Annotated in this window: 22 protein-coding genes; 7 read left to right on the top strand and 15 right to left on the bottom strand. The window is 48.3% G+C overall.

Translation table 11 applies throughout. The features are described 5' to 3' along the window. Positions 1 to 26 precede the first annotated feature (26 nt). Positions 27 to 1,031, bottom strand: a complete 1,005-nt coding sequence (locus ICL07_RS23590) for a DHH family phosphoesterase (RefSeq protein WP_188090502.1) — start codon at positions 1,029 to 1,031, stop codon at positions 27 to 29. Positions 1,032 to 1,195: 164 nt separating this feature from the next. Between ICL07_RS23590 and ICL07_RS23595 the strand changes: the two genes are divergently transcribed. After that, complete coding sequence (locus ICL07_RS23595; protein ID WP_160711102.1) at positions 1,196 to 1,612, top strand: nucleoside-diphosphate kinase; 417 nt, start codon at positions 1,196 to 1,198, stop codon at positions 1,610 to 1,612. 315 nt (positions 1,613 to 1,927) lie between these two features. Here the strand turns inward: ICL07_RS23595 and ICL07_RS23600 are convergent, their stop codons facing one another. Further along, a complete protein-coding gene (locus tag ICL07_RS23600; RefSeq protein ID WP_188090503.1) occupies positions 1,928 to 5,383 on the bottom strand; it encodes a pyruvate carboxylase in 3,456 nt (1,151 codons plus the stop codon). Positions 5,384 to 5,425: 42 nt separating this feature from the next. Between ICL07_RS23600 and xerD the strand changes: the two genes are divergently transcribed. After that, positions 5,426 to 6,337, top strand: a complete 912-nt coding sequence (gene xerD / locus ICL07_RS23605; protein ID WP_246485148.1) for a site-specific tyrosine recombinase XerD — start codon at positions 5,426 to 5,428, stop codon at positions 6,335 to 6,337. Between the two features lie 70 nt (positions 6,338 to 6,407). Here the strand turns inward: xerD and ICL07_RS23610 are convergent, their stop codons facing one another. Then, positions 6,408 to 7,295, bottom strand: a complete 888-nt coding sequence (locus ICL07_RS23610) for a hypothetical protein (RefSeq protein WP_188090504.1) — start codon at positions 7,293 to 7,295, stop codon at positions 6,408 to 6,410. 382 nt (positions 7,296 to 7,677) lie between these two features. Here ICL07_RS23610 and ICL07_RS23615 point away from each other — a divergent pair, with 382 nt between their 5' ends. The 5 genes from ICL07_RS23615 to ICL07_RS23635 all read left to right on the top strand — a co-directional run bounded on the left by ICL07_RS23615 (position 7,678) and on the right by ICL07_RS23635 (position 11,249). Next, a complete protein-coding gene (locus tag ICL07_RS23615) occupies positions 7,678 to 8,097 on the top strand; it encodes a hypothetical protein (protein ID WP_188090505.1) in 420 nt (139 codons plus the stop codon). Positions 8,098 to 8,142: 45 nt separating this feature from the next. Continuing rightward, positions 8,143 to 8,799 carry a hypothetical protein gene (locus ICL07_RS23620; RefSeq protein WP_188090506.1) on the top strand — a complete coding sequence of 219 codons (657 nt, stop codon included), beginning with the start codon at positions 8,143 to 8,145 and terminating at the stop codon, positions 8,797 to 8,799. Next, the gene (locus ICL07_RS23625) at positions 8,786 to 9,580 is read left to right on the top strand and encodes a sensor histidine kinase (protein WP_188090507.1); all 795 of its coding nucleotides are present in this window, start codon (positions 8,786 to 8,788) and stop codon (positions 9,578 to 9,580) included. Before ICL07_RS23620 ends, ICL07_RS23625 begins: the two co-directional genes overlap by 14 nt. Before the next feature lie 133 nt (positions 9,581 to 9,713). Next, positions 9,714 to 10,370, top strand: a complete 657-nt coding sequence (locus ICL07_RS23630) for a response regulator transcription factor (RefSeq protein ID WP_188090508.1) — start codon at positions 9,714 to 9,716, stop codon at positions 10,368 to 10,370. A gap of 24 nt (positions 10,371 to 10,394) precedes the next feature. Further along, positions 10,395 to 11,249 (top strand): DUF2911 domain-containing protein, encoded by an 855-nt coding sequence (locus ICL07_RS23635; RefSeq protein WP_188090509.1) that lies wholly within the window; start codon positions 10,395 to 10,397, stop codon positions 11,247 to 11,249. 97 nt (positions 11,250 to 11,346) lie between these two features. On the opposite strand, the gene ICL07_RS23640 is transcribed toward ICL07_RS23635, so the two are convergent. The 12 genes from ICL07_RS23640 to ICL07_RS23690 form a co-directional block, all read right to left on the bottom strand. Continuing rightward, the gene (locus ICL07_RS23640) at positions 11,347 to 13,044 is read right to left on the bottom strand and encodes a sodium:solute symporter family protein (protein ID WP_188090510.1); all 1,698 of its coding nucleotides are present in this window, start codon (positions 13,042 to 13,044) and stop codon (positions 11,347 to 11,349) included. Beyond that, on the bottom strand, positions 13,041 to 13,169 hold the full coding sequence (locus ICL07_RS32630; protein ID WP_281389679.1) for a hypothetical protein: 129 nt from the start codon (positions 13,167 to 13,169) through the stop codon (positions 13,041 to 13,043). The genes ICL07_RS23640 and ICL07_RS32630 overlap by 4 nt, the downstream gene beginning before the upstream one ends. Before the next feature lie 22 nt (positions 13,170 to 13,191). Beyond that, positions 13,192 to 13,365, bottom strand: coding sequence for a hypothetical protein (locus tag ICL07_RS23645; protein WP_188090511.1), 174 nt, complete (start codon positions 13,363 to 13,365; stop codon positions 13,192 to 13,194). Positions 13,366 to 13,369: 4 nt separating this feature from the next. Next, positions 13,370 to 15,856, bottom strand: a complete 2,487-nt coding sequence (locus ICL07_RS23650) for a PIG-L family deacetylase (RefSeq protein ID WP_188090512.1) — start codon at positions 15,854 to 15,856, stop codon at positions 13,370 to 13,372. A 171-nt stretch (positions 15,857 to 16,027) separates the two neighbouring features. Continuing rightward, positions 16,028 to 17,470, bottom strand: a complete 1,443-nt coding sequence (locus ICL07_RS23655) for a RagB/SusD family nutrient uptake outer membrane protein (RefSeq protein ID WP_188090513.1) — start codon at positions 17,468 to 17,470, stop codon at positions 16,028 to 16,030. A gap of 7 nt (positions 17,471 to 17,477) precedes the next feature. Next, a complete protein-coding gene (locus ICL07_RS23660) occupies positions 17,478 to 20,720 on the bottom strand; it encodes a TonB-dependent receptor (RefSeq protein WP_188090514.1) in 3,243 nt (1,080 codons plus the stop codon). Positions 20,721 to 20,939: 219 nt separating this feature from the next. Continuing rightward, positions 20,940 to 22,004: a FecR family protein gene (locus ICL07_RS23665; RefSeq protein WP_188090515.1), complete on the bottom strand. Its 1,065-nt coding sequence runs from the start codon at positions 22,002 to 22,004 to the stop codon at positions 20,940 to 20,942. A gap of 90 nt (positions 22,005 to 22,094) precedes the next feature. Then, on the bottom strand, positions 22,095 to 22,655 hold the full coding sequence (locus ICL07_RS23670) for an RNA polymerase sigma factor (protein WP_223152070.1): 561 nt from the start codon (positions 22,653 to 22,655) through the stop codon (positions 22,095 to 22,097). 72 nt (positions 22,656 to 22,727) lie between these two features. Continuing rightward, positions 22,728 to 23,057, bottom strand: a complete 330-nt coding sequence (locus ICL07_RS23675; protein ID WP_188090516.1) for a DMT family protein — start codon at positions 23,055 to 23,057, stop codon at positions 22,728 to 22,730. A 12-nt stretch (positions 23,058 to 23,069) separates the two neighbouring features. Next, positions 23,070 to 23,516 carry a hypothetical protein gene (locus ICL07_RS23680; RefSeq protein WP_188090517.1) on the bottom strand — a complete coding sequence of 149 codons (447 nt, stop codon included), beginning with the start codon at positions 23,514 to 23,516 and terminating at the stop codon, positions 23,070 to 23,072. Between the two features lie 33 nt (positions 23,517 to 23,549). Beyond that, entirely contained in the window at positions 23,550 to 24,053 is a 504-nt protein-coding gene (locus ICL07_RS23685) for a helix-turn-helix domain-containing protein (protein ID WP_223152071.1), read from the bottom strand. Positions 24,054 to 24,218: 165 nt separating this feature from the next. Further along, on the bottom strand, positions 24,219 to 24,707 hold the full coding sequence (locus ICL07_RS23690; protein ID WP_188090518.1) for a hypothetical protein: 489 nt from the start codon (positions 24,705 to 24,707) through the stop codon (positions 24,219 to 24,221). Positions 24,708 to 25,092: the final 385 nt, after the last annotated feature.

Here is a 25,092-nt window from a genome sequence, read left to right on the forward strand (position 1 = left end):
TAGTTGATACTTGTAACAGTTATCTTTTATTGTAAAAGGGTTTCATTTTCCTCCACTGCTTTAATGAAGCGGTTGACCGTTTTCTCCAGGGAGTCTGTACTTCTGCCGCCGGAAGCGTTGAAGTGGCCTCCGCCATCGAAATATTTACGTGCAAAAGTGTTAACGTCAAAGTTACCTTTAGAACGGAACGACAGTTTCACCTCGGAATTGCGGTCAATGATCAGTGCGGCCATTTTAATACCCTGAATAGACAGCAGGAAATTCACCAGGCCTTCAGTATCACCGGTTTGGAGATCAAACCGTTTCAGGTCGGAATAGGGAATGGCGAGCATGGCCGTATTGAACTCATAGAACACTTCCATACGGTTCAGGAGGCTATGTCCCAGGAAACGCAGGCGGTTCTCCAGGAAATTGTCGTAGATCTCCTGGTGGATGATTTCATGCCGCAGGCCTCTGTCCATCAGGTCAGCTACCATCCGGTGTACCCGGGCGGTAGTGGATGCAAAACGGAAAGAGCCGGTGTCTGTTACCGTGCCGGCATAAATACATTGGGCAATGTCCAGGTTGATGAGCTTTTCATCACCCAGTTTATAGATCGTTTCATACACCAGTTGAGCCGTGGAGCTGGCCGACGTATCGCTTACGCCATAGTCAAAGTCCGGCTGCGGTTCCAGGTGATGGTCAATCAAAATTTTGGTACAATCCAGGGCCTCCAGGTGAGGCGCCAGGTTCTTGGTACGGTACAACGCGTTGAAGTCCAGGCAGAAAAGTAATTCAATACCTTTCAGGGCTTCCATCGCCTTGTCTGTAGAAGATTCATAATCAATCACACCCTCCGCTCCTGGCATCCACTTTAAAAAGTCCGGGAAATTAGTGGGAGAAATGACCGTTACCTGGTGTCCTTTCTGCGTCAGATAGTGGTATAATGCCAGTGAAGATCCCATCGCATCTGCATCGGGTTTCTGATGCATCGTAATGACCACTTTCTTAGGCGTGTCCAGTAAAGGTTTAATTTCCTCGATCGGCTTCATTAAAAAACTGTAATGTTAAAACAAATTTCTGGTCACAACCAATAGATTGTAGCAGAAAACGAAGTGCGAAGATCTTTATTTGGGCCAGAATTTCAAAATTTTTTACCACTAAAGAAAATGTAATTACTTTTGCGGCCTAATCTGTAATTCGGAACAAAACATATATGAGCAACAGAACATTTACAATGATCAAGCCTGATGCGGTAGCAAACGGGCATATTGGTGGCATTCTGAACATGATCAATGCCGCAGGTTTCCGCATCGTAGCCATGAAAATGACACAACTGTCAGCAGCTAAGGCGGGTGAGTTTTATGCAGTGCATAAAGAAAGACCTTTCTACGGCGAACTGGTAGAATTCATGAGCAGCGGTCATATTGTAGCAGCTATCCTGGAAAAAGAAAATGCAGTAGAAGATTTCCGTAAACTGATCGGTGCTACCAACCCTGCTAACGCAGAAGAAGGTACTATCCGTAAAAAATACGCTGAGTCTATCGGCCGTAACGCCGTTCACGGTTCTGACTCTGATGAGAACGCTGCTATCGAAGGAGATTTCTTCTTCAGCGGCCTCGAAAAATTCTAATCTCCTTTCATCGGAAGATAAAAATAACCTGGCTTTGCCAGGTTATTTTTTTATCTATACATTTTGATGTTTATTTAATTCCAATTGATTGATTTTAAACAATTTAACAATAATTATCTAAAGTAATTGATTTAATAATCAGACATTTGACAATATTTATCCGACAAAAGAGGAAATCAGGTTGATTTTCAAGGTGCAAAAGGCAGGTATCTTCCCCCGAAAAGCAGTTTTTCATACCGAAAAATACATCCATCTAAAAAACTGGTTTACAATACAATATCATCATCTGCTTCAAGCATCCTATTCAACAAAAGCCTATTTTTCCATTTCCACCACCAAATCGTCCTGTTGTACCATACTTCCCTCCCCTAATTCCACCTTTTTCACCTTACCGTTTCGGGTAGCCGTTACCGTGGTTTCCATCTTCATAGCCTCGATAATAAACAAGGGCGTGTTAGGCGTAACCGTCATCCCGGTACTCACCAATACACGGGACAACCGGCCCGGTAAAGGCGCTCCAATCTCCACCGCCGGATCGGTAACCTTGCGGTTCATGATCACCATACTTTTCACCGCATGGTCCCTTACCTGCACCCGACGCGTATACCCATTGAGCTCAAATACCACCGTACGTATTCCATGCTCATCGGCTGGTAATATGTACAACAACTTCACGATAATGGTCTTGCCCTTGCTCAGGGTGATCAGGATCTCTTCCCCCTGCTTTAACCCGTAGAAAAACGCGGGCGTAGGAATAGCTTCCACATTACCAAATATCATCGCATGCTGGTAGTACTCGTCAAATACCTTGGGGAACATCTGGTAACTCAGGTAGTCCAGGAACTCCGCATGCGGGTACTTCGCCTGGAACACGGCCAGGTCGGCTTCAAAATCTACCGGGGGCAATTGCGCATTGGGATTTCCTTCCAACGGCTTTTCCCCTTTCAGCACGATCCGTTGTAACACAGGCGGGAACCCGCCATAGGGCACGCCCAGCTCTCCCCGGAAAAAACCTTTGACAGAAGCCGGGAAAGCCAGGTTACGCGATTCGTCCAGCACATCTTCTGCCGTTAACTGATTGCTGGTCATAAACAAAGCCATATCGCCCACTACTTTGGAACTGGGTGTTACCTTTACGATATCGCCAAAGAGCTGGTTCACCACGGCATAGTTCCGCTTGATCTGTTCCAGTTTATCCCCCAGTCCGAGCGACTCCGCCTGCTGTCGCAGGTTGGAATACTGTCCGCCAGGGATCTCATTCTCATATATCTGCGCCGTGCCCGCCTTCATATCCGACTCAAAGGGGTAATAGTACTCCCGTACATCCTCCCAGTAATTACTATGTTCGTTCAGCGAGACCAGGTTCATCTTCCGGCCCCGGGGGTGCCCCTCCATAATGGCCGCCAGCGAGTTCAGGTTAGGTTGCGACGTCAGCCCGCTCAGCGAGGCGATGGCGGTATCCACCACGTTCACGCCCGCTTCAATGGCCTTCAGGTAGGTGGCCGACTGTATGCCGGCTGTATCATGCGTATGCAGTACGATCGGTAACTGTACCGCATCGCGAAGCGTTCCTATCAATACCGATGCCGCTTCCGGCTTCAGCAGCCCGGCCATGTCCTTTACCGCCAGCATATGCGCGCCGGCATCCTCCAGGCGTCGGGCCAGGTCTGTATAATATTGCAGGGTGTATTTATTATTAACCGGCCGCAGCACATCGCCGGTATAACTGATAGCTGCCTGGGCAATAGCGTTGGTACGTTCCCGTATGAACCGGATACTGGGCGCCATCGCCTCTACCCAATTGAGTGAATCAAAAACCCGGAAAATATCGATGCCGTTTTCAGCAGCCTTTTCTATAAAAGCGGCAATCAGGTTTTCAGGGTACGCCGAGTAGCCGACCGCGTTAGCCCCCCGGAACAACATCTGCAACAACATGTTCGGCATGGCTTTACGCAGTTGTTGCAACCGCCGCCAGGGACACTCGTGCAAAAAGCGCATCGCCACATCGAAGGTGGCGCCACCCCACACCTCCATGGAAAATATTTCGGGGTTGTTTTTGGCGTACCCTTCGGCCACGGCCAGCATATCTTTGGTACGAACCCGCGTAGCCAGCAGACTTTGATGCGCATCGCGGAAAGTGGTATCGGTATAATAGACCGGCGTTTCTGTCCGCAGCCAGCGGGCAAAATCCGTCCGCCCCATTTCCTGCAACCGGTCTTTCATACCGGCAGGATATTGTTGCAGGGGCTCATAGGCCGGTATCTCCGGCGTACGGAACACCTTGTTTTCCGCTTTACCTTTTACATCCGGGTGGCCGTTGACCGTCACATCTGCCAGGTACATCAGTGTTTTGGTACCCCGGTCCCTTATCTGGGATAGTTTAAACAACTCGGGGTGCTGGTCGATAAAAGCAACGGTGCAGTTCCCTTTGCGGAAAACGTCGTTGGTAATCACATTCTCCAGGAAGCGGATATTGGTTTTCACCCCACGGATGCGAAATTCCCGCAGGGTACGGTGTAACCGGCTGGAAGCACCGGACAGCGTGCGCCCCCAGGCCGTCACTTTTACCAGCATGGAATCGAAGAAGGGTGAGATCTTTACCCCGGAATAAGTACTGCCTTCATCCAGGCGTATCCCGAAACCGCCGGCATTACGGTAGGCGATCACGGTGCCATAGTCGGGTTTGAAGTTGTTCTCCGGGTCTTCCGTGGTAATACGGCATTGAATCGCAAAACCATTGAGCCGTACATCACTTTGCCCTTTGAGGAATATCTCCGGGTCCGACAGGCGGTGCCCTTCTGCAATCAATATCTGCGAACGCACAATGTCAATACCGGTTACTTCTTCCGTAACGGTATGCTCTACCTGGATACGCGGATTTACTTCTATAAAATAAATATGATGGGCCTTGTCCACCAGGAACTCTACGGTACCTACGTTGTTGAACCCTACTTTATGCGCCAGGCGCAGGGAGTATTCATACAGCTTGTCGCGGGTATGTTGCGGCAAATTAGGTGAGGGCGCTATCTCCACCACCTTCTGGAATCGTCTTTGTACGGAGCAGTCGCGTTCATATAAGTGTACGATGTTGCCGTGCTGATCGCCCATCAGCTGGACCTCAATATGTTTAGGGTCTTCGATAAATTTTTCGATGAAGATGGTATCGTCTCCGAAGGCCTTGCCAGCCTCACTGCGCGCTTCCAGGAAAGCCCTTTCCAGGGCTGATTCTTCAGCGACCATGCGCATACCCCGGCCTCCACCGCCGGAAGCGGCTTTGAGCATCACCGGGAAGCCTATACGCCGTGCTTCCTGCTGCACGATGCCGACATCTGTCAGCGGTACCTGGCTGTCTGCAATAAGCGGAACCTCCGCTTCGCGGGCAATGACTTTGGCAGCGACTTTATCACCCAACTGCGCCATGATCTCCGGTGACGGCCCTACGAAAATGATACCTTCTTCCCGGCAGCGGCGGGCAAACTGAACATTTTCGCTAAGAAATCCGTAACCCGGATGAATTGCGTCTACCTGCTGCGTTTTTGCCAGGTTGATAATCCCTTCAATATCGAGATAAGGTTTCAGCGGTTCATCGTCACGGCCAATCTGGTAGGCTTCATCCGCCTTATAACGATGCAGTGAATAACGGTCCTCATACGTAAACACCGCGATGGTGCGAATACGCAGTTCCGCGGCAGCTCTTAATACCCGTACGGCAATTTCGCCGCGGTTGGCCACAAGGAGTTTAGTGATTTTTCTATACGTGGGGGCAGACATAATAAAGATCGGTTTAGCTAAAAATAGGCTAAAACTTTTAACTTGCCTTCAATTATGTGGGAATCATTCCGTAAACTATTTAAAGGATATATGAAGCTGGAGCGTTCTCTGTCGGACAATTCGATAGAAGCCTACCTGCGCGATGTAGAAAAAGTGGAGCAGTACCTCCAGGCGCATGGCGGAGAAAAACTGCGCCCGCAGGACGTCACCCTGGCTGACCTCCAGGGCTGTGTACAATGGCTGGCTAAACTGGGTATGACACCCTCTTCACAGGCCCGGACGATCTCCGGTATCAAAGCCTTTTATAAGTTCCTCCTCATGGAAGACATGACGAAGGAAGATCCGTCGCAGTTGCTGGAAGCGCCTAAGCTGGAGCGCAAACTGCCTGACGTGCTGACTTTTGAAGAAATAGAAAAGATCATTGCCCAGGTAGATCTGAGCACGCCCGAAGGGCACCGTAACAAAGCCATCCTGGAAACCATGTATAGCTGCGGCCTGCGTGTCAGCGAAGTGATCAATCTTCAGATTACCCAGCTGCATATGGATGTAGGTTTTATCCGGGTGGTGGGTAAAGGCAATAAAGAAAGGCTGGTACCCATCGGGCGGGATGCCATGCAGCATATTGATGTATACCGGCGTAATATACGGGTACACCTGCCCGTTAAATACGGCGAAGAAGATACTCTGTTCCTTAACCGCCGTGGCGGCGCACTTAGCCGTGTGATGATTTTTCTGGTGATCAAGGAGCTCACCAAACTGGCCGGTATCCATAAAAATGTGTCACCGCATACTTTCCGGCATTCGTTTGCCACCCACCTGGTGGAGGGCGGCGCAGACCTGCGCGCCGTGCAGCAGATGCTGGGTCATGAAAGTATTACCACTACAGAAATATACACACACCTGGACAGGGAATTCCTCCGTGACACCCTATCGCGTTTTCATCCGCGGTTTTAAAACAAACAGCCGCCCGAAGGCGGCTGGTACACGATAAAAAAAGGGGTCAAACAAAATCTTTTGAGGGGGGTTAAAACAGGGCGCTGCTTAAATACAGTTCTTTTTTCTTTTTGCTTTTACCGGAGAGGGCCTTTACATCGTTGATCCACCCCTGGATGTGGCCGGAGGCCCATTTCATAACAGAGGGGCGGTATAACAGATGATGGCAGCTGCAGGGCGCGAGGTCCTGTCTTTCCGGCGCGTTGGCATGTGTTTCATTTTCTTCCAATACGAGGCGGTCGTTTTGATAAATCCGGAAATAAACATCCGGCCCCATATGGATGCGTCCCTGTCTAACCGGCTGTAAAGAGCCATGGTACAGGTCTTTGCGGGAAAAGCGGAGCGTATAGCGGCCATATTCATTCGTAAAGGCGGAGCCGACCAGCTTACCGGTGATAGCGTTGTAGGCCTCCACCCGAAGCGTTGGCTGGGGATATCCGTTATCGCGGCGTTGTTTCACCGTGCCGGTGATGACCCATGCCCCCGCATCGCCGCAGATGGCGTTCCAGTGGTTGGATGGCACTACGTAGGCATAGGCACCAATGTAACCGTTGACACTACGTTTCCAGTGCAGCACCGCTTTACAAAGATGGAAATTCCGGGGTTGGCGGATACCGGTTCTGCCAGGCAATGAATCCAGGCATAAGTCCAGTTCCAGGGGTTCGGTGAAAAGATGTATCTGCTGCCAGGAGAGCGTAAAATTACCCTGTTCATCCAGGGTTGTTTCGGCCAGGAGCCGGTCTGCTTTCATCAGTACATCTTTAGCTGACAATGGTTGCAGATCACTGAAGATCCCTTTGTGACTGACAACCGGGTAGCGGTTGTCGGGCAGGTAAACACGTATCCGGGCATTCACGAGTGGCTCAATACAATCATCACAGATAAGCGCGGAGATGTTTCCAATTAACAGATAGCTCATTGTTTTTAATTTTAAAGGGGTTAATGACCCTCTGCATACTAAACTTAAAAACAAACATGGTAGAAAGGCCTATAATGCTGACTGGATCCAAGGTATATTAGCTATAGTTCGATCTGGTTGCAGTTACAAAGATTGCTAACATCAGGCTGCCAGTCAAGCGTTGTAAACCTGAAAAAAAGGAATGCGTATAAATACGCATTTTTGAGTGGGTGTTACGTTATTTCAGTGGTCCCTGTTCTGCTCATTTCTGCGAAAAACCGCTATCATACTGCATTTACGAATTCCACCCCGTTAATCACTGAAAAGTACCGGCTTACAATCCTTCTTGCAAACGTGTATTATTGTAATAATTTTACCCCAAAACCTTAAACTACCCACAACTATGAGCGATTCTACAAAAAGACCAATTCCTGCTGACGCAGGGGGCTTCATTTCCAGAGAGGAAATGGAGTTATTATGTAAGAACCATGACGACGAGCATGCCCAGCAGAAATCTATGGGCACGCATGTTAAAGCCATGTGTTTCGGTAAAGATAAAGTGCTGGAACTGCTTAGTCAGCCAGACTGCACTGCGTTGAGAATTTATTATGGTTTGAAAATCGATACCGATGGGGATGGTATCAAAGAAAAGAAAATGGTATTGGTAGCGGTAGACAGTGAAGGTAATGACATTCTTCCGCCTGCGAGCGATCCGGCTACCGGTTCTGTTGCCAAAAGTATGAGTGCTGCGTTGATCCTCGATCAGGGCCTTCCTTGTCCTAACTTTTGCTCCGGCGGAGGCACTAAACCACCCACTCAATAAAGGAACATCGTGACGCTGAATATATTCCTTGGAACATTTTACGCAATGATGGGGATCGAAATTATTATTTTGATCCCCTTCCTGTTAAAGTTTAAAACGCTGGACGCTCCCGGCAGATGGATGTGCTACTATATTATCAGTAGTCTCTTCTTTGCCATCTCTACGTCTATATTGGCTAATCTGCATATCAACAATATGTGGCTGTTCAGTCTGATGAACTTCGTACAGTTTCTCCTGCTGTCCTGCTTTTATTGGTCCATTATCAAACACCCCACGGTCAGAATAGTCATTACTTACCTACCCATTCTGGTATTAGGCCTTTGTATCGCCGACTTCCTGAAATTTGAAGGTTTTGCATCCTACAACTCTATCAGTGCCGGTCTGAAATCCGGTATCATTATCGCTTATGGTGTTATCTTCTTCCTACAGTTATTAACCGACAAGGACCTACTGGAAAATGCCATTTACATCAACACGCTATCCGTATTCTGGTACAACTCAGGTATCTTCATCTATTTTTGCAGCTCTTTTCTCTTTTCCATTAGCTACAATCTCATTCAAACACAGATTGAAGAAGTGGTATTACAACGGGACATGGTGCTCACGCTTATCAGTGTCAATTACATTGTTGCGATAATTACCATGATTCTGCTGTATATTGGCCTCACAAAAACTAAAAGGTTAGGGTATGCAGACAATTGATATTATTGTAATTGGTACTACAGTAATGTTAATCCTCGGAGTGATCGTGATTTTGCTCGTGATGTTTCAGCAAAAACAGGTTATACAACATAAACTGCTGATCAGGGATAAAGATCTGCAACTACAACGGGAACGACTGGTAGCCGTATTACAGGGCCAGGAACAGGAACGCAAAAGGATCGCGGAAGACCTGCATGATGAAGTGGGTGCGCAGCTGTCCGTGCTTAAACTCAGCATCGGCGGATTAATGCCATTGCTCAAAACCGGCAACGGCGAAGCGGAAAGACTCAAAGAAACGAAAGACTTTACTGATCTTATTATACAACAACTCCGGTTCATCTCTCAAAGCCTGCACCCCCAGGCATTGGAAAACCTTGGGCTCGCCCATGCACTGGATTCCTTCTGTAGCCTGATGAATAAAAACAAGGCGGTGAAGATCCAATTTAAGGTAACCGATAACCCTCCACCGGTAGACAAGGAAAAGGCGCTCAACATATACCGTGTTGTACAGGAACTGATCAACAATATTCTGAAACATGCCGCAGCAACGGAGGTTACCATTGCCTACCAAACTACCCCTTCCCTGCTGACCATTACGGTAACGGACAATGGAAACGGGCAACTGCTGCCATCCCTGGATGCCAACAAAAAGAAAACAGGGAGCCTTGGCCTTAAAAACATTGAGAGCCGTCTTAATATAATCGGCGGAAAGATTAACTTCGCCCCGGGTCAACCGAATGGTACCCTCGCTACCATCACCGTGGAAAATTATCAAGCCTAGGTACAGAATAGTGAATGGATATGTTGTTTTATTACTAAATTGCCATCCGGTTTTGTTGTACCCATATGTAACAACATGACTTACAGTAATTTATTAACAAAAAAATAATTTATTTCTCTATAAACTGCTCACTATGGCACACATTAAGGTGGCCATTGCAGATGATCACAAGATCTTCCGCAGTGGGGTGATCAACACGCTGGTACCGTATGACAACATTCGTTTTGTATTTGAAGCAGACGATGGGCTGCACCTGTTACAGCACATGGAACAACATCAACCGGATGTGATCCTGATGGATCTGAAGATGCCCAACATGGACGGCATAGAGGCCACCATCAAGGTAAAGGAGAAATATCCCGATGTGAAGGTGATCATTCTCACCATGTATGAAGATGACAACTTCATTGTACACCTGGTGGAAAATGGCGCCAATGCCTATTTGCTGAAAAACGCTGATCCGGAAGAAATCTATGAAGCCATTTGCACGACCTATGAGAAAGGCTTCTATTTTAATGAAAACGTAAACCTGGCCTTATTAAAGAAAGTTCTACACAAGAATAAACAACAATTCAAGCCTACCCTTAAGAATGAAGTCCAGCTCAATGACCGCGAACAGGAAGTATTGAAACTGATTTGCCAGGAGCTCACCACACAGGAAATATCTGAACAGATATTTTTGAGCCCCCGCACGGTGGAAGGAATCCGTCAGAAGCTGCTGGAGAAGCTGAATGTGAAGAACAGCGTAGGCCTGGTGTTATATGCCTTCCGTAACGGCATGATTGAATAATTTGCCACCAATTATACTCTATATATGAAAACTGTCAGAAACCTGACGGCATCCACCGCAGCTATGCTGTTATTATATGCCGGTACTACTGTAGCACAAGGAATCAAGATGCCAGCTCCCAGCCCTGGCCAGACTGTTAAACAAGACTTTGCCCTCTCCAGCGTGGAGCTGAACTACTCCCGCCCGGTAAAAAAAGGCAGGGTGATCATGGGTGACATCGTTCCCTACAACAAAGTATGGAGAACAGGCGCCAACTCCCCTACCGTTATTACTTTCGGAGAAGATGTGAACTTCGGCGGCAAACCGGTAAAAGCCGGTAAATACGGTCTGCTGACCATCCCCGGTGCACAGCAATGGACGGTGATTCTAACCAGCAGCCTGGATGTAAACAGCCCTTCTCTCTACAAAGAGGCAAACGATGTGGCCCGTGTACAGGTGAAACCAGTAGCCTTGTCTGCTGCACAAGAAAGCTTCACCATCGCATTTGACGATGTGAAAGAATCTTCCATGAACCTGGTGATCAGCTGGGACAAAGTAAAAGTTCCCGTTGCCATTACTGCTGATATCGAGCCTAAAGTACTGAGCCAGATTGATGCTGCGATGCAGGCTCCCGGCGATAAAAAGCCTTACTTCCAGTCAGCCGTTTATTACCTGGAACACAACCTCGACATCAACAAAGCTAAAACATGGATAGACCTGGCAGCGGCTCAAAGCCCTGAGGCCTTCTGGGTATGGCATCAGAAAGCAAAAATCTATGCGAAAGCAAAAGATGTAAAAGGTGCTAAAGAAGCTGCACTGAAATCTATCGAACTCGCCAAAGCCGCTAAGAACGATGATTATGTAGCGCTGAACAACAAACTGCTGGCCACTTTGAAATAATTTTTCTATTTGATTATTTTGATATTTTTTTATTGAAAATGCAGCGAAGAACACATCTTATATCCGCTGCATTTTCAATAAAAAAATATCAAAATAATCAAATTTTTAAATTGCGTTGTTTGACAAAGGGTTCTATCATCAGTGCAAAGACGACCACCAGTACACATCCGATGGCATTGAGCCACAGGAAGGATACCTTCTCCATTCCATACATTACCAACACCACTGCTTCCGCCGCAATGGCCGCCCAGAAAGTGGCTGTTCCGCCTACCCGCTTCAGGTAAAAGGCCACCATAAAAATACCCAGGGTAACCCCGTAGAACCAGGAGCCTAATATATTCACCACTTCAATTAAACTTCCCAATCCACTGGCAAACTGTGCTACCACAATACAGAACACACCCCATATGAGCGACCATAATTTGGACACCCGCAGATAGTGCTCCGGAGTAGCGTTACCGTTATACAATCGCTGATAGATATCGATCACCGTGGTAGATGCCAGGGAATTCAACGCCGCCGCAATACTTCCCCAGGCGGCCAGGAAGATAATAGCGATGAGCAAGCCCACCAGGCCTTTAGGGAGATTATTCACCACAAAATGCAGGAAGATGTAATTCGTATCATTGGTATCAGCTGCAGGATCGGCTTTTTTCATGAGCGACAAGGCTGCTGTTCTTACCGCCAGGGCCTGTTCATCGGTTTGTTGCAGTACTTTCTTCGCTATTGCCGCAGCCGCGGCATCATCCTGTTCCAGCGCTGCCGCCAGTTGTTTTACCTGTTGTTGCTTTTGGGTGGTGAGTTGTCCGTATTGTTGTTCCAGCTGCTCCAGTGCCGGCCCCTGTGCGGTGTTTCGCACCCTGGCCAACTGGGCTTCGTTAAAAAAGATCGGTGCGCGGAAATACAGGTAAAACACAAATACCATAGCGCCAATCAGCAGGATCAGGAACTGCATGGGTACCTTTACGAGACCGTTCATCAGCAGGCCCATACGGCTTTCCTTGACGGATTTAGCGGTGAGGTAACGCCCTACCTGTGACTGGTCGGTCCCAAAATAGGATAGCGCCAGGAAAAAGCCGCCTATCAGCCCGCTCCAGATATTATACTTGTCCTTCCAGTCGAATTTGGTAACGATCACGTTCAGCTTATCCATTTTACCGGACACCTGCAACGCTTGTTTGAAGCCAATATCAGTGGGTAACAGGTGCACCACCATCCATCCGGCCAGGAACATGCCCCCAAAGATAATCACCAGCTGCATGGTTTGTGTATAGGCTACTGCACGCGTACCACCGGCAACAGTGTAAATAATCAACAACCCGCCCATGATCATATTGGTCCAGTACAGGTTCCAGCCCAGCAACGACGAAAGGATAATAGACGGTGCGCAGATGCTGATACCGGTGGAAAGTCCCCGCTGTATCAGAAACAGCGAAGCCGTCAGCGTTCTGGTTTTAAGATCGAAACGTTTTTCCAGGAACTCGTAGGCGGTGTATACTTTGAGCTTATGGAAAATAGGTACGAAGGTGATACACAATACCACCATCGCCAGCGGCAGGCCAAAGTAATATTGTACAAAGCGCATCCCGTCTGTATACGCCTGACCAGGGGCAGAGATGAAAGTAATGGCACTGGCCTGCGTACCGATGATAGACAACAGCACGATATACCAGGGCATGGATTGATTACCGAGGAAGTAGCTTTCCATATTCTGCTCGCCCCGGCTTTTCCATATGCCGTATAATATAATGATGGCAAGGGTGGAGATCAGTACCACCCAGTCTAATAAACTCATGAATACGTTTTGGTGAAAAGATAGAAGAGCACGATCAGCAACACCAACCAGGCGATCACCAGTACATACCAGTAACCCCAGGTGGGGAACAGTGGTGGTTTCTCTTCTTCCGGACCTTTGAACATTTGAAAATTTTGAAATGTTGAATTAATCATCTGAGCTTTTGGTCCACATGCTTCCAGTCAGCAATCCCAGGCCAATACCAATTAAAAGTCCGATGTGGACTTTCTTTATCTCAAATCCGATGAACAGTCCCAGCAGGATACACAGGATAGCTGCAATCCTAAGCCTGGGACGGTTCTGTACATGTTTTTTAGCCATTTGTTTAATGCTGTTTCGCAGAAATCAGGTTCACGAACAAACGATAGGCGCCTGGTACACCAGCCGGCAGTTCACGGAAAAACGCCAGACCGGTATATACATATCTGCCCTTGCCGTATTGCGCTACAATGGTAGAGCCATCCAGCGGTGATTCGCCTTTATCATTCATGGAAAATAATTTCGTATATGCTTTATCAATGTTTGCCGGGAAATACAACCCTCTCTCCTGTACCCAACCGTTGAAATCCGCACTGGTAATCTCATTGGGGTAATGCATGATGGAATTATCCGGTTGCAGGAAAGTTACCGGCGCATCTTCTTCCGTTACGCGATCACGAGTAAGGCTAAACGGAAATGGTCCCAGGTTGGTGGTTACCAGCCCGCTGTTGACGTTATACTGTACCAGCATGGTACCGCCTTTGTTGACATACTCCATCAGCTGGGGTTGCCAGTATTTCATACGGGGATTGGTGTTATACGCCCTCACCCCTACTATAATGGCATCGTATTGTGACAGCTGGCCGCCCATGATATCCTTTTCTCCCAGCTCTGTTACATCGTAACCTACCTGACGCAGGGAAGCGGCAACCATATCGCCGGCGCCGGGAACATATCCCAGCTTGCTGCCGTTGTGTTTCAGATCCACGGTTACCAGTCTGGCGGAAGCATCCGGGAATAAAGTGATTACCGGAATATGATCATAACGGATTTGCTGAATACTCTGCGTATATTCTTTACCGTTACAGCTGATCACTACCGTGAACGTATCTACGTGATTGCCGGTAGCCGCTGCTTTCGGCTGGATATGGAACAGCAGTTCCTGTTCATCGCCTTTTTTGTTCAACTGGAAAGACCGGCTGTTTTCCGCCGCTTCAAACCCCGCCGGCAGTCGCAGTTTCATGGTGGCATTTACGCCATCGGCTTCCGCCGTGACTTTCACGGGTACCGTTTGTGGTTTGTTGCTGGTGAAAACGAAAACCTGGTTGGCCAGGTTGGCTACTACCGGCGGCGCTATCACCAACGGCTCATACAGTTCTCCTTTTACCGGGTCGGTGTATTTGTATTGCAGCGGGCGGTCGATGAGGAATTCCTGTCCGCCTATTTCCAGGTGAATACGGGCTACCAGTGGCGGCGTATTTTCCGGGTTACCCACCTGCAGCGGATCCGGGATCGCGTAGGTACCCAAAGGATGGGCTTCTGCCAGCCAGTAAGGTTGGGAAATCTTTGTATCAGCAGGAACGGTGAGTGATTGGGAAATAGTATTGATTTGATTGAATGCCAGGGTACGGGCGCCGGCAGCATCAGGTTTACCGGGGAGGTCTACCTTACGCAGTTGTACCGGAACGTGTCCGCGGTTGACCAGCTGCACGGTAGCTTCCAGGTTATATCCGGGTACTACGGTAGGCGTAGCGCTATAGGCTTCTGCCCATAATCCGGCACAGGCATAGATGAGCCGTTCCGTTTCTTTCAGCTTTTGGTTGCGCCAGTAGCCGTCGGGCAGCGCCTGTATGGCTTTGCGGATATTAAGGAGCGCGGGTACGGTAGCAGCCGGATCGTCCATGTTATAGTTCCCGATGGCTTTATCTACCATAGCGCCAATGGTGGCTCCCCCGTCAATCCGGGACCAGCCGGTATTAACGCCGTCCAGCAGTTGTTGTTTCGGGACATCTCCCTTGATAGTGGCAAAATACTCCATGGCGGAGCCTCTGCCGGCGGGTACGCCGAAGCCCTGGCTTTTGTGCTGGGAGCGGCTTTCAGCGGCGATTTCCCCATAACCTTTACCCAACAGGTAGTTATAGGCACCTACATCTATTTTAAACTGGTCATCCGAAATGGTGTTGGCAGAACCGAAGTTAAAAGTGTTCCACAACAGCCGTGTCGTTTTCCAGGGTTTAACATATTTCAGTTGTTCGGGATATTGTTTAGGATCAGCAGCGGCAGTGAAGGCTTCTGCAGCCAGCATGGCGGAGGCGGTGTGATGTCCGTGACCGGCGCGGCTATCGGCCGGGAAACGGCAGATAATCACGTCTGGCTGGAATTTGCGGATCATCCATACCACGTCGCCCAGGATTTTTTTCTTATCCCAGATGGTAAAGGTTTCTGCCGGGTTCTTGGAGAAGCCAAAGTCCTGTGCGCGGGTGAAGAACTGTTCAGCGCCATCGATACGGCGGGCAGCCAGCAGCTCCTGGGTACGGATCAGTCCCAGCAGTTCGGACTGCTCGTTGCCGACGAGGTTTTGCCCCCCATCTCCACGGGTAAGCGACAGGTAGCCGGTGCGATACAGTTTCTCTTTGGCCAGGTAGGCCAGCAAACGGGTATTTTCATCATCAGGATGGGCGGCCAGGTATAATACGCTACCCAGCGTATCCAGCTTTTTCAGTTGCAGCTTAATATCGGCGGCATTCCAAACGGGCGATGGTTGCGCTATCGCCTGGATACCGGCCATCATCGCTATGAATAAAGCCAGTGCAGTACGGATTCTTAAAAGCATGTAGTCAAACGTGATTTTACAGGTCGCCAAAAATAGGAATAAATTTATGCGAAGGAAGGGATTATTGGTTGAACGGCGAATAAATAAAAAAGGTCCCGGTGTGTCACCGGGACCCTACAAGCAAAAACCAACCAGCTTGCAAAAACCAATTGTCAACAAAGGCGGTTTAGATTAGTTGTATCCTTCGTTTTGCTGGTGGCGTATATTCGGATTGGCATCCAGCTCCCTTTGTGGGATAGGTAAGATTATTTTCGGACTGGGCAAAGCCACCGTTATGATTCGGTTACTAGCCAGGAATTTTACAAAGGATGTCCCTGTACGGGCCATATCAAAGAGCCGGTGCCCTTCAAATGCAAGCTCCTTGCGTCTTTCCAGCGCAATGGTATCCAGCAGCGCTTTACCGCCGGCCGTTACCGGCGCCGCTCCGGGATTGGCCCGCAGCACTACATAATCGAGTGCCTGCCTTGCCTCTCCGTCGTTTCCAAGGTGGGCCAGGGCTTCTGCCCTGATCAGGTACAACTCCGCCAACCGCATCACTTTAATGTTTTCTGCGAAAGTGGTCACGTCCTTGTATTTGGTGATGATAATCGCCGGGTTCTCTCCCCCATTGCCTGCCCGTTTATCTTTCTTCAGAAATCCAAGCCGGGCGTCTTTTTCATCATATATCTTCCATACGTCGTCAGTAGCCAGTACATCGCCATAGGCGGTTTGATTAAACATGGCACTCAGTGCGTCTGTACTGCGGTTATCTACCGGCGTGTTGATGATTTCAAAAATTGTTTCGCTGTTTCCGGCCTGGTTAAAATCACTAACCATTTTATCGGTCGGCAACAGGCTGTATTTGCTGCTGTTGATCACCTGTCCGGTAAGGGCGGCCGCGCCTTCCCAATCACCTTTGTACAACAGTACCCTGGCCAGCAGTGCCTGTGCACTATAAAGGTTCATACGGCCGGCACCATAACCGCTGTTTTTGCTATCGCGGAAAAGCCGGATGGCCTCATTCAGGTCGGCGATGATCTGCGCATAAGTGTCTTTCACACTGCTGCGGGAAGGTGATTGCACCGCGTCCACATCTGTAGTGACAGCCAGTGGGATCCCCATATGCGAAGCATCCGCTGTATAATTGTATGCCTGCGCATACATCCGTACAAGGTCGAAGAAAACCAGGCCGCGGGTAGCATAGGCTTCCGCCACAATATGCGTTGCCTCCGCACTATCTGCGGCCGATGGTGCCAACAGCGCCGAAGGGCCTTTCTGTATCACCATGTTGGCATTGGCTACCACGCTGTACAGCTGGTTCCAGCTATCGGTGATATATGTATCATTGGCTGTTACAATGTACTGGTCCAGATTACGGTACCTGTTACTGTTGATGACACTGATATATTCATTGTCACTTCTGAGATCGGGCAACAGTAACATGGTACGTCCGTAATAGTTTTCATTTTGCATCAGTGAATACACCCCGTTGATGGCGGCACGAAGGCCTGCCAAATCTCTGATCGCATGACGTGTTTCCGTTGCTGCCGTTGGGTCCTGCTGGAGGAAGTCCTTGCCGCAACCGGCAAGCAGTGCAGCAATCAAAACCCAGACAATATGTTGATGTCGTAACATGTGTGTGTTAAAAATTAACGTCTACTCCCAAAAGAAAGGTTTTGAATATCGGTGGCCGCTGATCATAATCGCCGGTCACCGGTACTTCCGGGTCCATCGTCAGCTGTTTGTCTTTAACATAAGTCCATAGATTATTTCCTCTGGCATATATTCTGACTTCGCTCAGGCGGGCTTTATAAACCCATTCTTTCGGCAGATTGTAGGCCAGCATCACATCTCTTAAGCGGATGAAACTCCCATCATACAGAAAACGGGAAGAAGCCTGGTTGCTAAGGCCGGTCTGCGTGCCGCCGAAAACTACTTTCGGTATGCTGGTCACATCTCCCGGATGTTGCCAGCGGTGTTCATACGTACGGCGGGAGAGTTTGGACGTAGCGCCAAAACCGCCGCTGCCATCCGATTCTGTAAACGAGCCCCAGTTGTCGTACACTTTGTTGCCCCAGTTATAGAAGATCTGAAAACTGAGATCAAAACCTTTATAGCTGAAGTGATTGGTTAAACCGCCATAAAATTTTGGCAATGCACTCCCCTGGTTAAATCGTTGTGCTTCGCCGTATACTTTGGTGGTGGTGGTTTTGCTGGCGTTGGTATACCAGCGCGCTTCGCCGGTGTTAGGATCTGCGCCGGCATATCCCACCAGGTAAAACTGGTAAAAATCGCTGCCTACTTCACGTTTATAGATACTGCTGGTCATCGGATTGTCCAGCCTGGTGATTGTATTCTTTAAGGTAGAGAAGTTAAAGTCCGTGCGCCATGTAAAACCTTCCGGTGTTCCGGGCAATATATTACGCGTGCTGAGTGATATTTCCCAGCCGCTGTTGCGCATCTCGCCGTTATTCCGGAATACTGTAGTGATGCCATTGGTGGAAGAGACAGGTACATTCAGTAACAACCGGGAAGTAACCCTGTTATAATATTCAACGGTACCGGATATACGATTTTTTAATATTGCAAAATCGATACCGGCATTGAAGGGTTGATTTTGTTCCCATGTAAGATAGGGATTGGGGTATTGTACCAATACATACCCCGGTTTCCCATCATAATCATTGGCCGGATTGTACAGCGACAAAGAGGCATAATTATCAATAGCCTGGTTCCCGTTGCTGCCGTAGCTAGCACGTAACTTTAATTCGTTGATGCCGGGAATATCATGCATAAAGCTTTCCTTATAGATATTCCAGGCGAGGCCGAGCGACCAGAAGTTGGCGCCCCGTTTCTGTGCGCCAAAGCGGGAAGAAGCGTCTCTTCTGATGGAGCCGGTGAGATAATATTTTTGCTGATAGTCATATCCTGCGTTGAGGAATACTCCTGTCAGGGAATTGGCGGCGTTAACCGAATTAAAGGATTCGGGTTTGGAGGCATCGGCGAGTTCGCTTTTGCCGGGCAGGAAGTTGGTGGCAGACATACTGTTGCCGGTATTGCCGGTGCGTTGCGCTTCAAATCCTGCGAAGGTGTTCAGGCCATGCTGGCCCCAGCGGTGCTGGTATCGGAGAATACTGGTAGATACCCAGTTATTCCACAGATTATTATTGATATATGCCCTGCCGTTCGTATTCCGGCCATCGCCAAAATAGGGCGGGTAGAACGAATGGCTGCGGGCATAGTTAAGGTCGAGGCTGATCTTGGATTCGAGCGACAGGTCATCCAATATATGGTACTTAGCACCTGCGCCGGCCAGCAGCCCGTAGATGGAACCGGTTCTGGTCACCTCATTGAGTACCGCCACCGGGTTAAAACTATTGTTATAACTAAAATCGTAAGAGCCGTCGGGGTTGTAGATTTGTAGCCATGGCTGCATACGGGCAAGTGACCGTACCGGGTTAGCCAGTAGTCCCACATCTCCTACCGCATTGGCTTTCTGATATACCAGTGACAGGTTAACATTAAACGAGAGCCTGTCAGTGGCCTCGTTGCTGAGATTCAGTTTTCCGGTCATCCGTTGATAGTCAACACCACGGAGTGCGGATTTGGAATCATAATAACCGCCGGACACATAAAACCGGGTTTTATCTGTTCCGCCGGCGGCCGATAGATTGGCTTGTGTGTAGCTGCCGGAGCGTGTCAGCAGCTGCATCCAGTTTGTATTAACGGTCGTATCGATGCCGCGGGCCTGTAGCTCGTGCTGGAAGCCGGCTTCTCCGCTGCCATCGTTTTTGTTGTACCATCCTTCCCGCAACAGTTCTATCATTTCGCGGGTATTGAGCGGATAATTGCTCTTCGGAATAGTGAGGCCGTTGATGCCTTGTTGCGCACTGACATTGATCCGTGTTCTGCCTGGCTTACCGGTTTTAGTGGTAATGAGAATGACCCCGTTGGCTGCGCGGGAGCCGTAAATAGAGGCAGCCGCTGCGTCTTTGAGCACGGAAATGGAAGCAATATCAGCGCTGTTGATACCGGCTAATGAATTCACATTAAAGTCGGTGAGGTCGTCTGTCACCACCGGCACACCATCCACTACATAGAGGGGGGTGCTGCCGGCAGTGATAGAGCCTATACCACGGATACGGATGCTGGGAACCGATCCGGGTTGGCCGGAACCATTAGTAGATTGTAGTCCCGGGACATTTCCTTGTAAACTTTCCTGGAAGCTGCTACGGGGCGCCTTGTCATACAAGGCGGAGTTAACCATAACAGCTGAACCTGTCAAAGAACCTTTTGTTTGTACGCCGTAGGCTACTACCACAATTTCATTTAATCCACAGGCGTCGTCTTTAAGGACGATATTAAACGTTGATCGTTGATTGATCGCTATTTTCTGTTCTTCATAACCGATGAAAGAGCATACCAGTGTCCCTGATGGTGGGGCTGTCATCCGGAACTGTCCGTCAGTACCGGTGGTTGCGCCTTTATTGAGACCAGCAATCCGGATGCTTACCCCTGGCAGTGGGTGACCAGTAATGTCGGTCACCTGGCCGCTAACAGCGATATCCGGTGTAACTGCCTGTTCTCCGGGTACGATGGCTATCAGGCCACCGGTTAGCGGTTTAAACGAAAGCCCCGTACCATTTAATATGTGTTGGAGGGCTTCCGCTGCTGGTTCCTCTTTCAATTCAATTGTAACCCGTATATGTGCGGGTATCAGGTCGTTGCGATATACGAAACGACAATTGCTTTTCCTCTCTATTAACTTTAACAGGCGGGTCAGCGGCATCTCCTCTACTTTCAGCGATATCCGTTCATTTTGCCCGAACGCGCGACCTGTTATATGTAAAGCGGTAATCAGAATAATAAAGGACACCAGTTTCATTAGCAGTACAACATTTTCCTTATGTGTGTGCAAAAGGATAACAAAATGTATGATTTTTTTACATACATTTAGGTTGTTAACGATCAATAAAACGACGACAGTACTACATTGCCAAGTGAAGCTACCTGCCGTTGGATCTGTACAAAAGGGTAAATGTTTGCAGCATTTGCCCTTTTTTTATGCCAATGGTATCTTTTCTTTTTTGTCAGACATAATGTGCTACTGGTTGATAAATACCTCGTTGCCTTTTATTTCGCAACGGAATGTTGATGTAACCTTCAGCGCCTCTAAAATCTGAGGCAGTGATTCATTTTTAAAAGTACCGGTAAACCGGTATGTCTTCAGTTTTTTGTCCGTCAGGTAAATTTTCACGCCAAACCAGCGTTCCATTTTGAGTGCCACTGCCGCGAAGTTTTCGTTGTCAAAAACCAGCACATTATCGCACCAGGCTGTTTCATTGATCAGGTCGTCCTGTCCGTTCATTTTTACCTGTTCCATGCTATAGCCCAAAGTGGGTTTGGCATTACCGTCCTGTGTATGTCTGATAATAAATTTCTGATTGGGTTGCAGTTTTACCCTTTGGGTCTGGTCATCTGCCGGTACCACTTCCACCGCTCCTGAAATGAGGGATGTTTCAGAGCGTTCCTCGTTGGGATATGCTTTTACATTAAAAGCAGTACCCAGTACATTGACCGCCATCCGGTCGGTGCGTACAACAAATGGGTTGTCCGCATCTTTGGCTACTTTGAAATAGGCTTCTCCGGAGAGAAATACTTCCCGTTTTTGCTGGTTGTTCATGTCCCGCTGGTAGGTGATGCGGCTTCCGCCGTTGAGCCATACTTCGGTACCGTCCGGCAAGGTGGCGCGGGACCGGGAACCGTTGCGGGTTTGAATTTCCGCCATTTCAGCCGGTACCTTGAGGGCCTGTTTACTGTTGAGCAGGAAAACACAATAGGCGCCCAGCATGACCACAAGGGCCGACAACGCTACCAATACTCCTGCCCTGCCCCGGCGGCGACCGTCCTGTGCTGCTGTCAGCTCATCGGAAGGTGCTGTCATGGTCAGATCGTTCCCCAGTCTGAGCAGGTGCTTTTCCAGCGCCAGCTCCGTTTTCTCCTTCCATGCTACTGTAGCAACGGGTACAGGCAAACTTCCCAATATGGAAGCCTGATATCTCAGCTCCGGATATTGCACCAACAACTCCTCCAGCTCGCGCAATTCCGCCATAGTGGCCTCGCCCGATACCTTTCTTCCCAGCAATAACCAAATTCTTTCCTGTTCCATGTCGTTGATGCAAAAGCATGATTGTAATAGAAGGACATGCAGATTTTAAAAATCTACTACTCCATCTCAAAGTTTTTTTTTATTTTTTTTTTAGCGGGAGAGATTCAGGTGAATGACTTCACTGATTTTTTTCAATGCCTGGGCCATGTGCACATCGATAGTATTCACTGAAATGTCCAGTATCTGCGCCACTTCCTTGTACTTCAGTCCATCTTCCCGGATCAGCTTAAAGATCATTTTCCGTTTAGGTGGCAGTTGATTAATGGCGGCTTCTATTTTTTTGATCATTTCCCCGGAAATATATATTTGTTCCGGTGTGGCATAGCCCCCACTGACATCCACTTCCAGTTCATCCAGACTAAAATGTTGTGTCCGGGCGGCGCGGGTGAGATAATTCAGTGCAATATTTTTAGCGGAAACGTAGAGATACACTTTTATGTTCTGCACCTGCAGCAGCCGTTCCCGGTTTCTCCAGATGTTCATGAATACGTCGGATGCCACCTCTTCGGCCGACTCCCAGGATTTGACAATCGAGAAGGCAAACTGGCTGAGTGGTTTATAGAATAAACGAAATAAGGCCTTATAGGCCTGTTCATCGCCGAGCGACGCAATGCGTTCCACCAGCAGTTGTATATTCGCTTCCTCCCTCAATTGGATGACCGGTTATTTTCAGGTTGATTGAGATGCAATGGCTAAAGATAATCAGGAATCGCGAAAATCCAGCTACTTTTTAAACATAAAGTATACCGCCCCGATCAAAAAGGCGAAAGACACCAGGTAATTCCAGCGCAACGGTTCTTTCAGGAAGAATACCGCAAACACACTGAAAACAGTGAGCGTAACCACTTCCTGGATCGTTTTGAGCTGAAAGCCGCTGAACCCTTCCTGCGCTCCATAGCGGTTGGCCGGCACCATAAAACAATATTCAAAAAAAGCGATGCCCCAACTAATCAGGATTACTTTCCACATAGCTGTATCCTGATGTTTAAGATGACCATACCAGGCGAAAGTCATAAATGTGTTGGAAATAAGAAGCAGGATAACCGTGCGCATAAATGAATGATATTATTTTTTGTCTTCCGTAACAGAACCCGGCGCTATCAGCGGTAACACAGCATGGTGCAGGAATGTACCTCTGAAGGTAGCGAACATCACGCCTCTTGTGGTGGATAATGCGGTACTGTGGAGTGTTTCCACCAACTCATCCGGCATATCAGGCTGACCGGCAGCATTCAGCCGCACCACTTCCGGGAAATTACTCATGGTAAAGATACAATTCACCGCGAGACTTCCGAGTTGTTGTGTCATGTTTTCGTGGTAAACCACGATTTTTACGATTACCCATACCTGACTTTTTTCATCGTCCGCTTTACTGGTAATATGAATATCGAAATGAAAACTATTGAATGGCGGATGTTCTCCCGGGTAATGCAGGGAGCTTTCCAACAGTTCTATCGTTTGCAGGGCGAGGTGTTGCGGCCCTTGTTTGGCAGGTAATGATCGTTTAGTCATGGACGTAAATTGGCAAAAAAATAGGATAAAGCATCAATAGGCGGAGGTTACCGGCACAAAAGAAATATTATCCGGTGGGATATCGCCGGAGCGGACGGTCAGCCGGACATCTCTGACAACCCTGGGCTGGGAAGGCATAAAAAAGGCCATGACCGGCACTTCCAGGGCAATGGCTATTTCAGACAAGGTATCGATGGTGAAGTTATGCGTACCACTGAGCCAGCGCGAAATTTCCGATGGGCTTTTTTTCATTCTGGCAGCCAGTTCTTTATTACTCATGCGTTTTCCATCCATAATACCGGCGATGCGGCCAGCCAGTATAAAACGGGTTTCCACCTGCAGACTTTCCAGCGGCGTAATGCTGGCCATTACATCAGCGATAATTTTGCTGCTGTATTTTCTGGCGCCCTGTTGTTTGTTTTCCATCTGATGTTTGTTTTCGATCTGATCATCTGTTTGTTGTTGGTTTTCGATCTGATGCCCATTTGCTATCGGATGCCTGCTACCTGCCGGCTGTTTGTTTACCCGGACACGCATTTCTATTAAATGCCGGCCGTCTGCCGGTTGTTGTTTTTATACCCGCCACCTGCCAGCTGTATACTTTCATTCTGACACCCATTTCCTGCTAAATACCAGCCACCCGCCGGCTACCTGCTTTCGCCTGATGCCAATGCTCATTTTCTTTTCATATCCTCCGGATATTTAATCTCCCTCTGTGGTAAATATTAAGTTCCCTTCCAGCCGGCCATCCTGGTCCGACCAGTAGATATCCCCTGTCTGGATTTTCCGGCTGATATCCCGGGATATCCGGTCCAGTAGCTTTTCCGGCACTCCCATCCTGGCGGTTCTTCCTGTTCTGCCTGTCCGGGGCATACCGCCGCCAATGATCAACGCTGCGGTTCCTATGCGGAAACAGTAGAGCCGGAGTTTTTTCTCCGGATGGTCAAACAAGGCGCAACTCACCTCAGCGGACCAGCCACGTTTCACTTTAAAAAACCTGTTCTGTATACCGTACCGGTTGCCAATATAAGCAAGATACTGGGTAATGCTTCTTATTTCACCGGCATGTTCTTTTACATACGCTTTGACAAAATGATCGAACAAAGTCAGATTGTCGTTCGCTACCATAACAGAATAGATACCAGCCCGTTTTCCGGAAAACTGCTGTAGTTCAATGATTTCGTAATTCACGTAGATCACTTGGGTTTAACGAGTTCAGATAATGGTTGATGTGTGACGTACAAAAATTAGCTTAAAAGAAAACAAATCCGCGCTGCATAAAAAACCTGATTTTAAAGAAAGAGCCGTTTCCGGCTCTTTTCAGGGTTGTTACAAACAGACATGGATAAAACAAAAAATTCACTCAAATACGAATACAGGATCAAATGTAGGAAACTTTTTCAAAATGAAAAAATATTTATTGATTTATAAATCAATTTTTATTCTTTATAAAATAAATATAGACCAAAAATACACTTATAAGTAAATAAGTAGCGAATAATTGTTTGACTTACAGGCACAAAAAAAGGGGGGCCGAAAAAGCTCCCCTGAGATCAAACCAAAATGGGTTTCCATT

The sequence above is a fragment of the Chitinophaga qingshengii genome (assembly GCF_014529935.1).
Taxonomy (GTDB): domain Bacteria; phylum Bacteroidota; class Bacteroidia; order Chitinophagales; family Chitinophagaceae; genus Chitinophaga; species Chitinophaga qingshengii.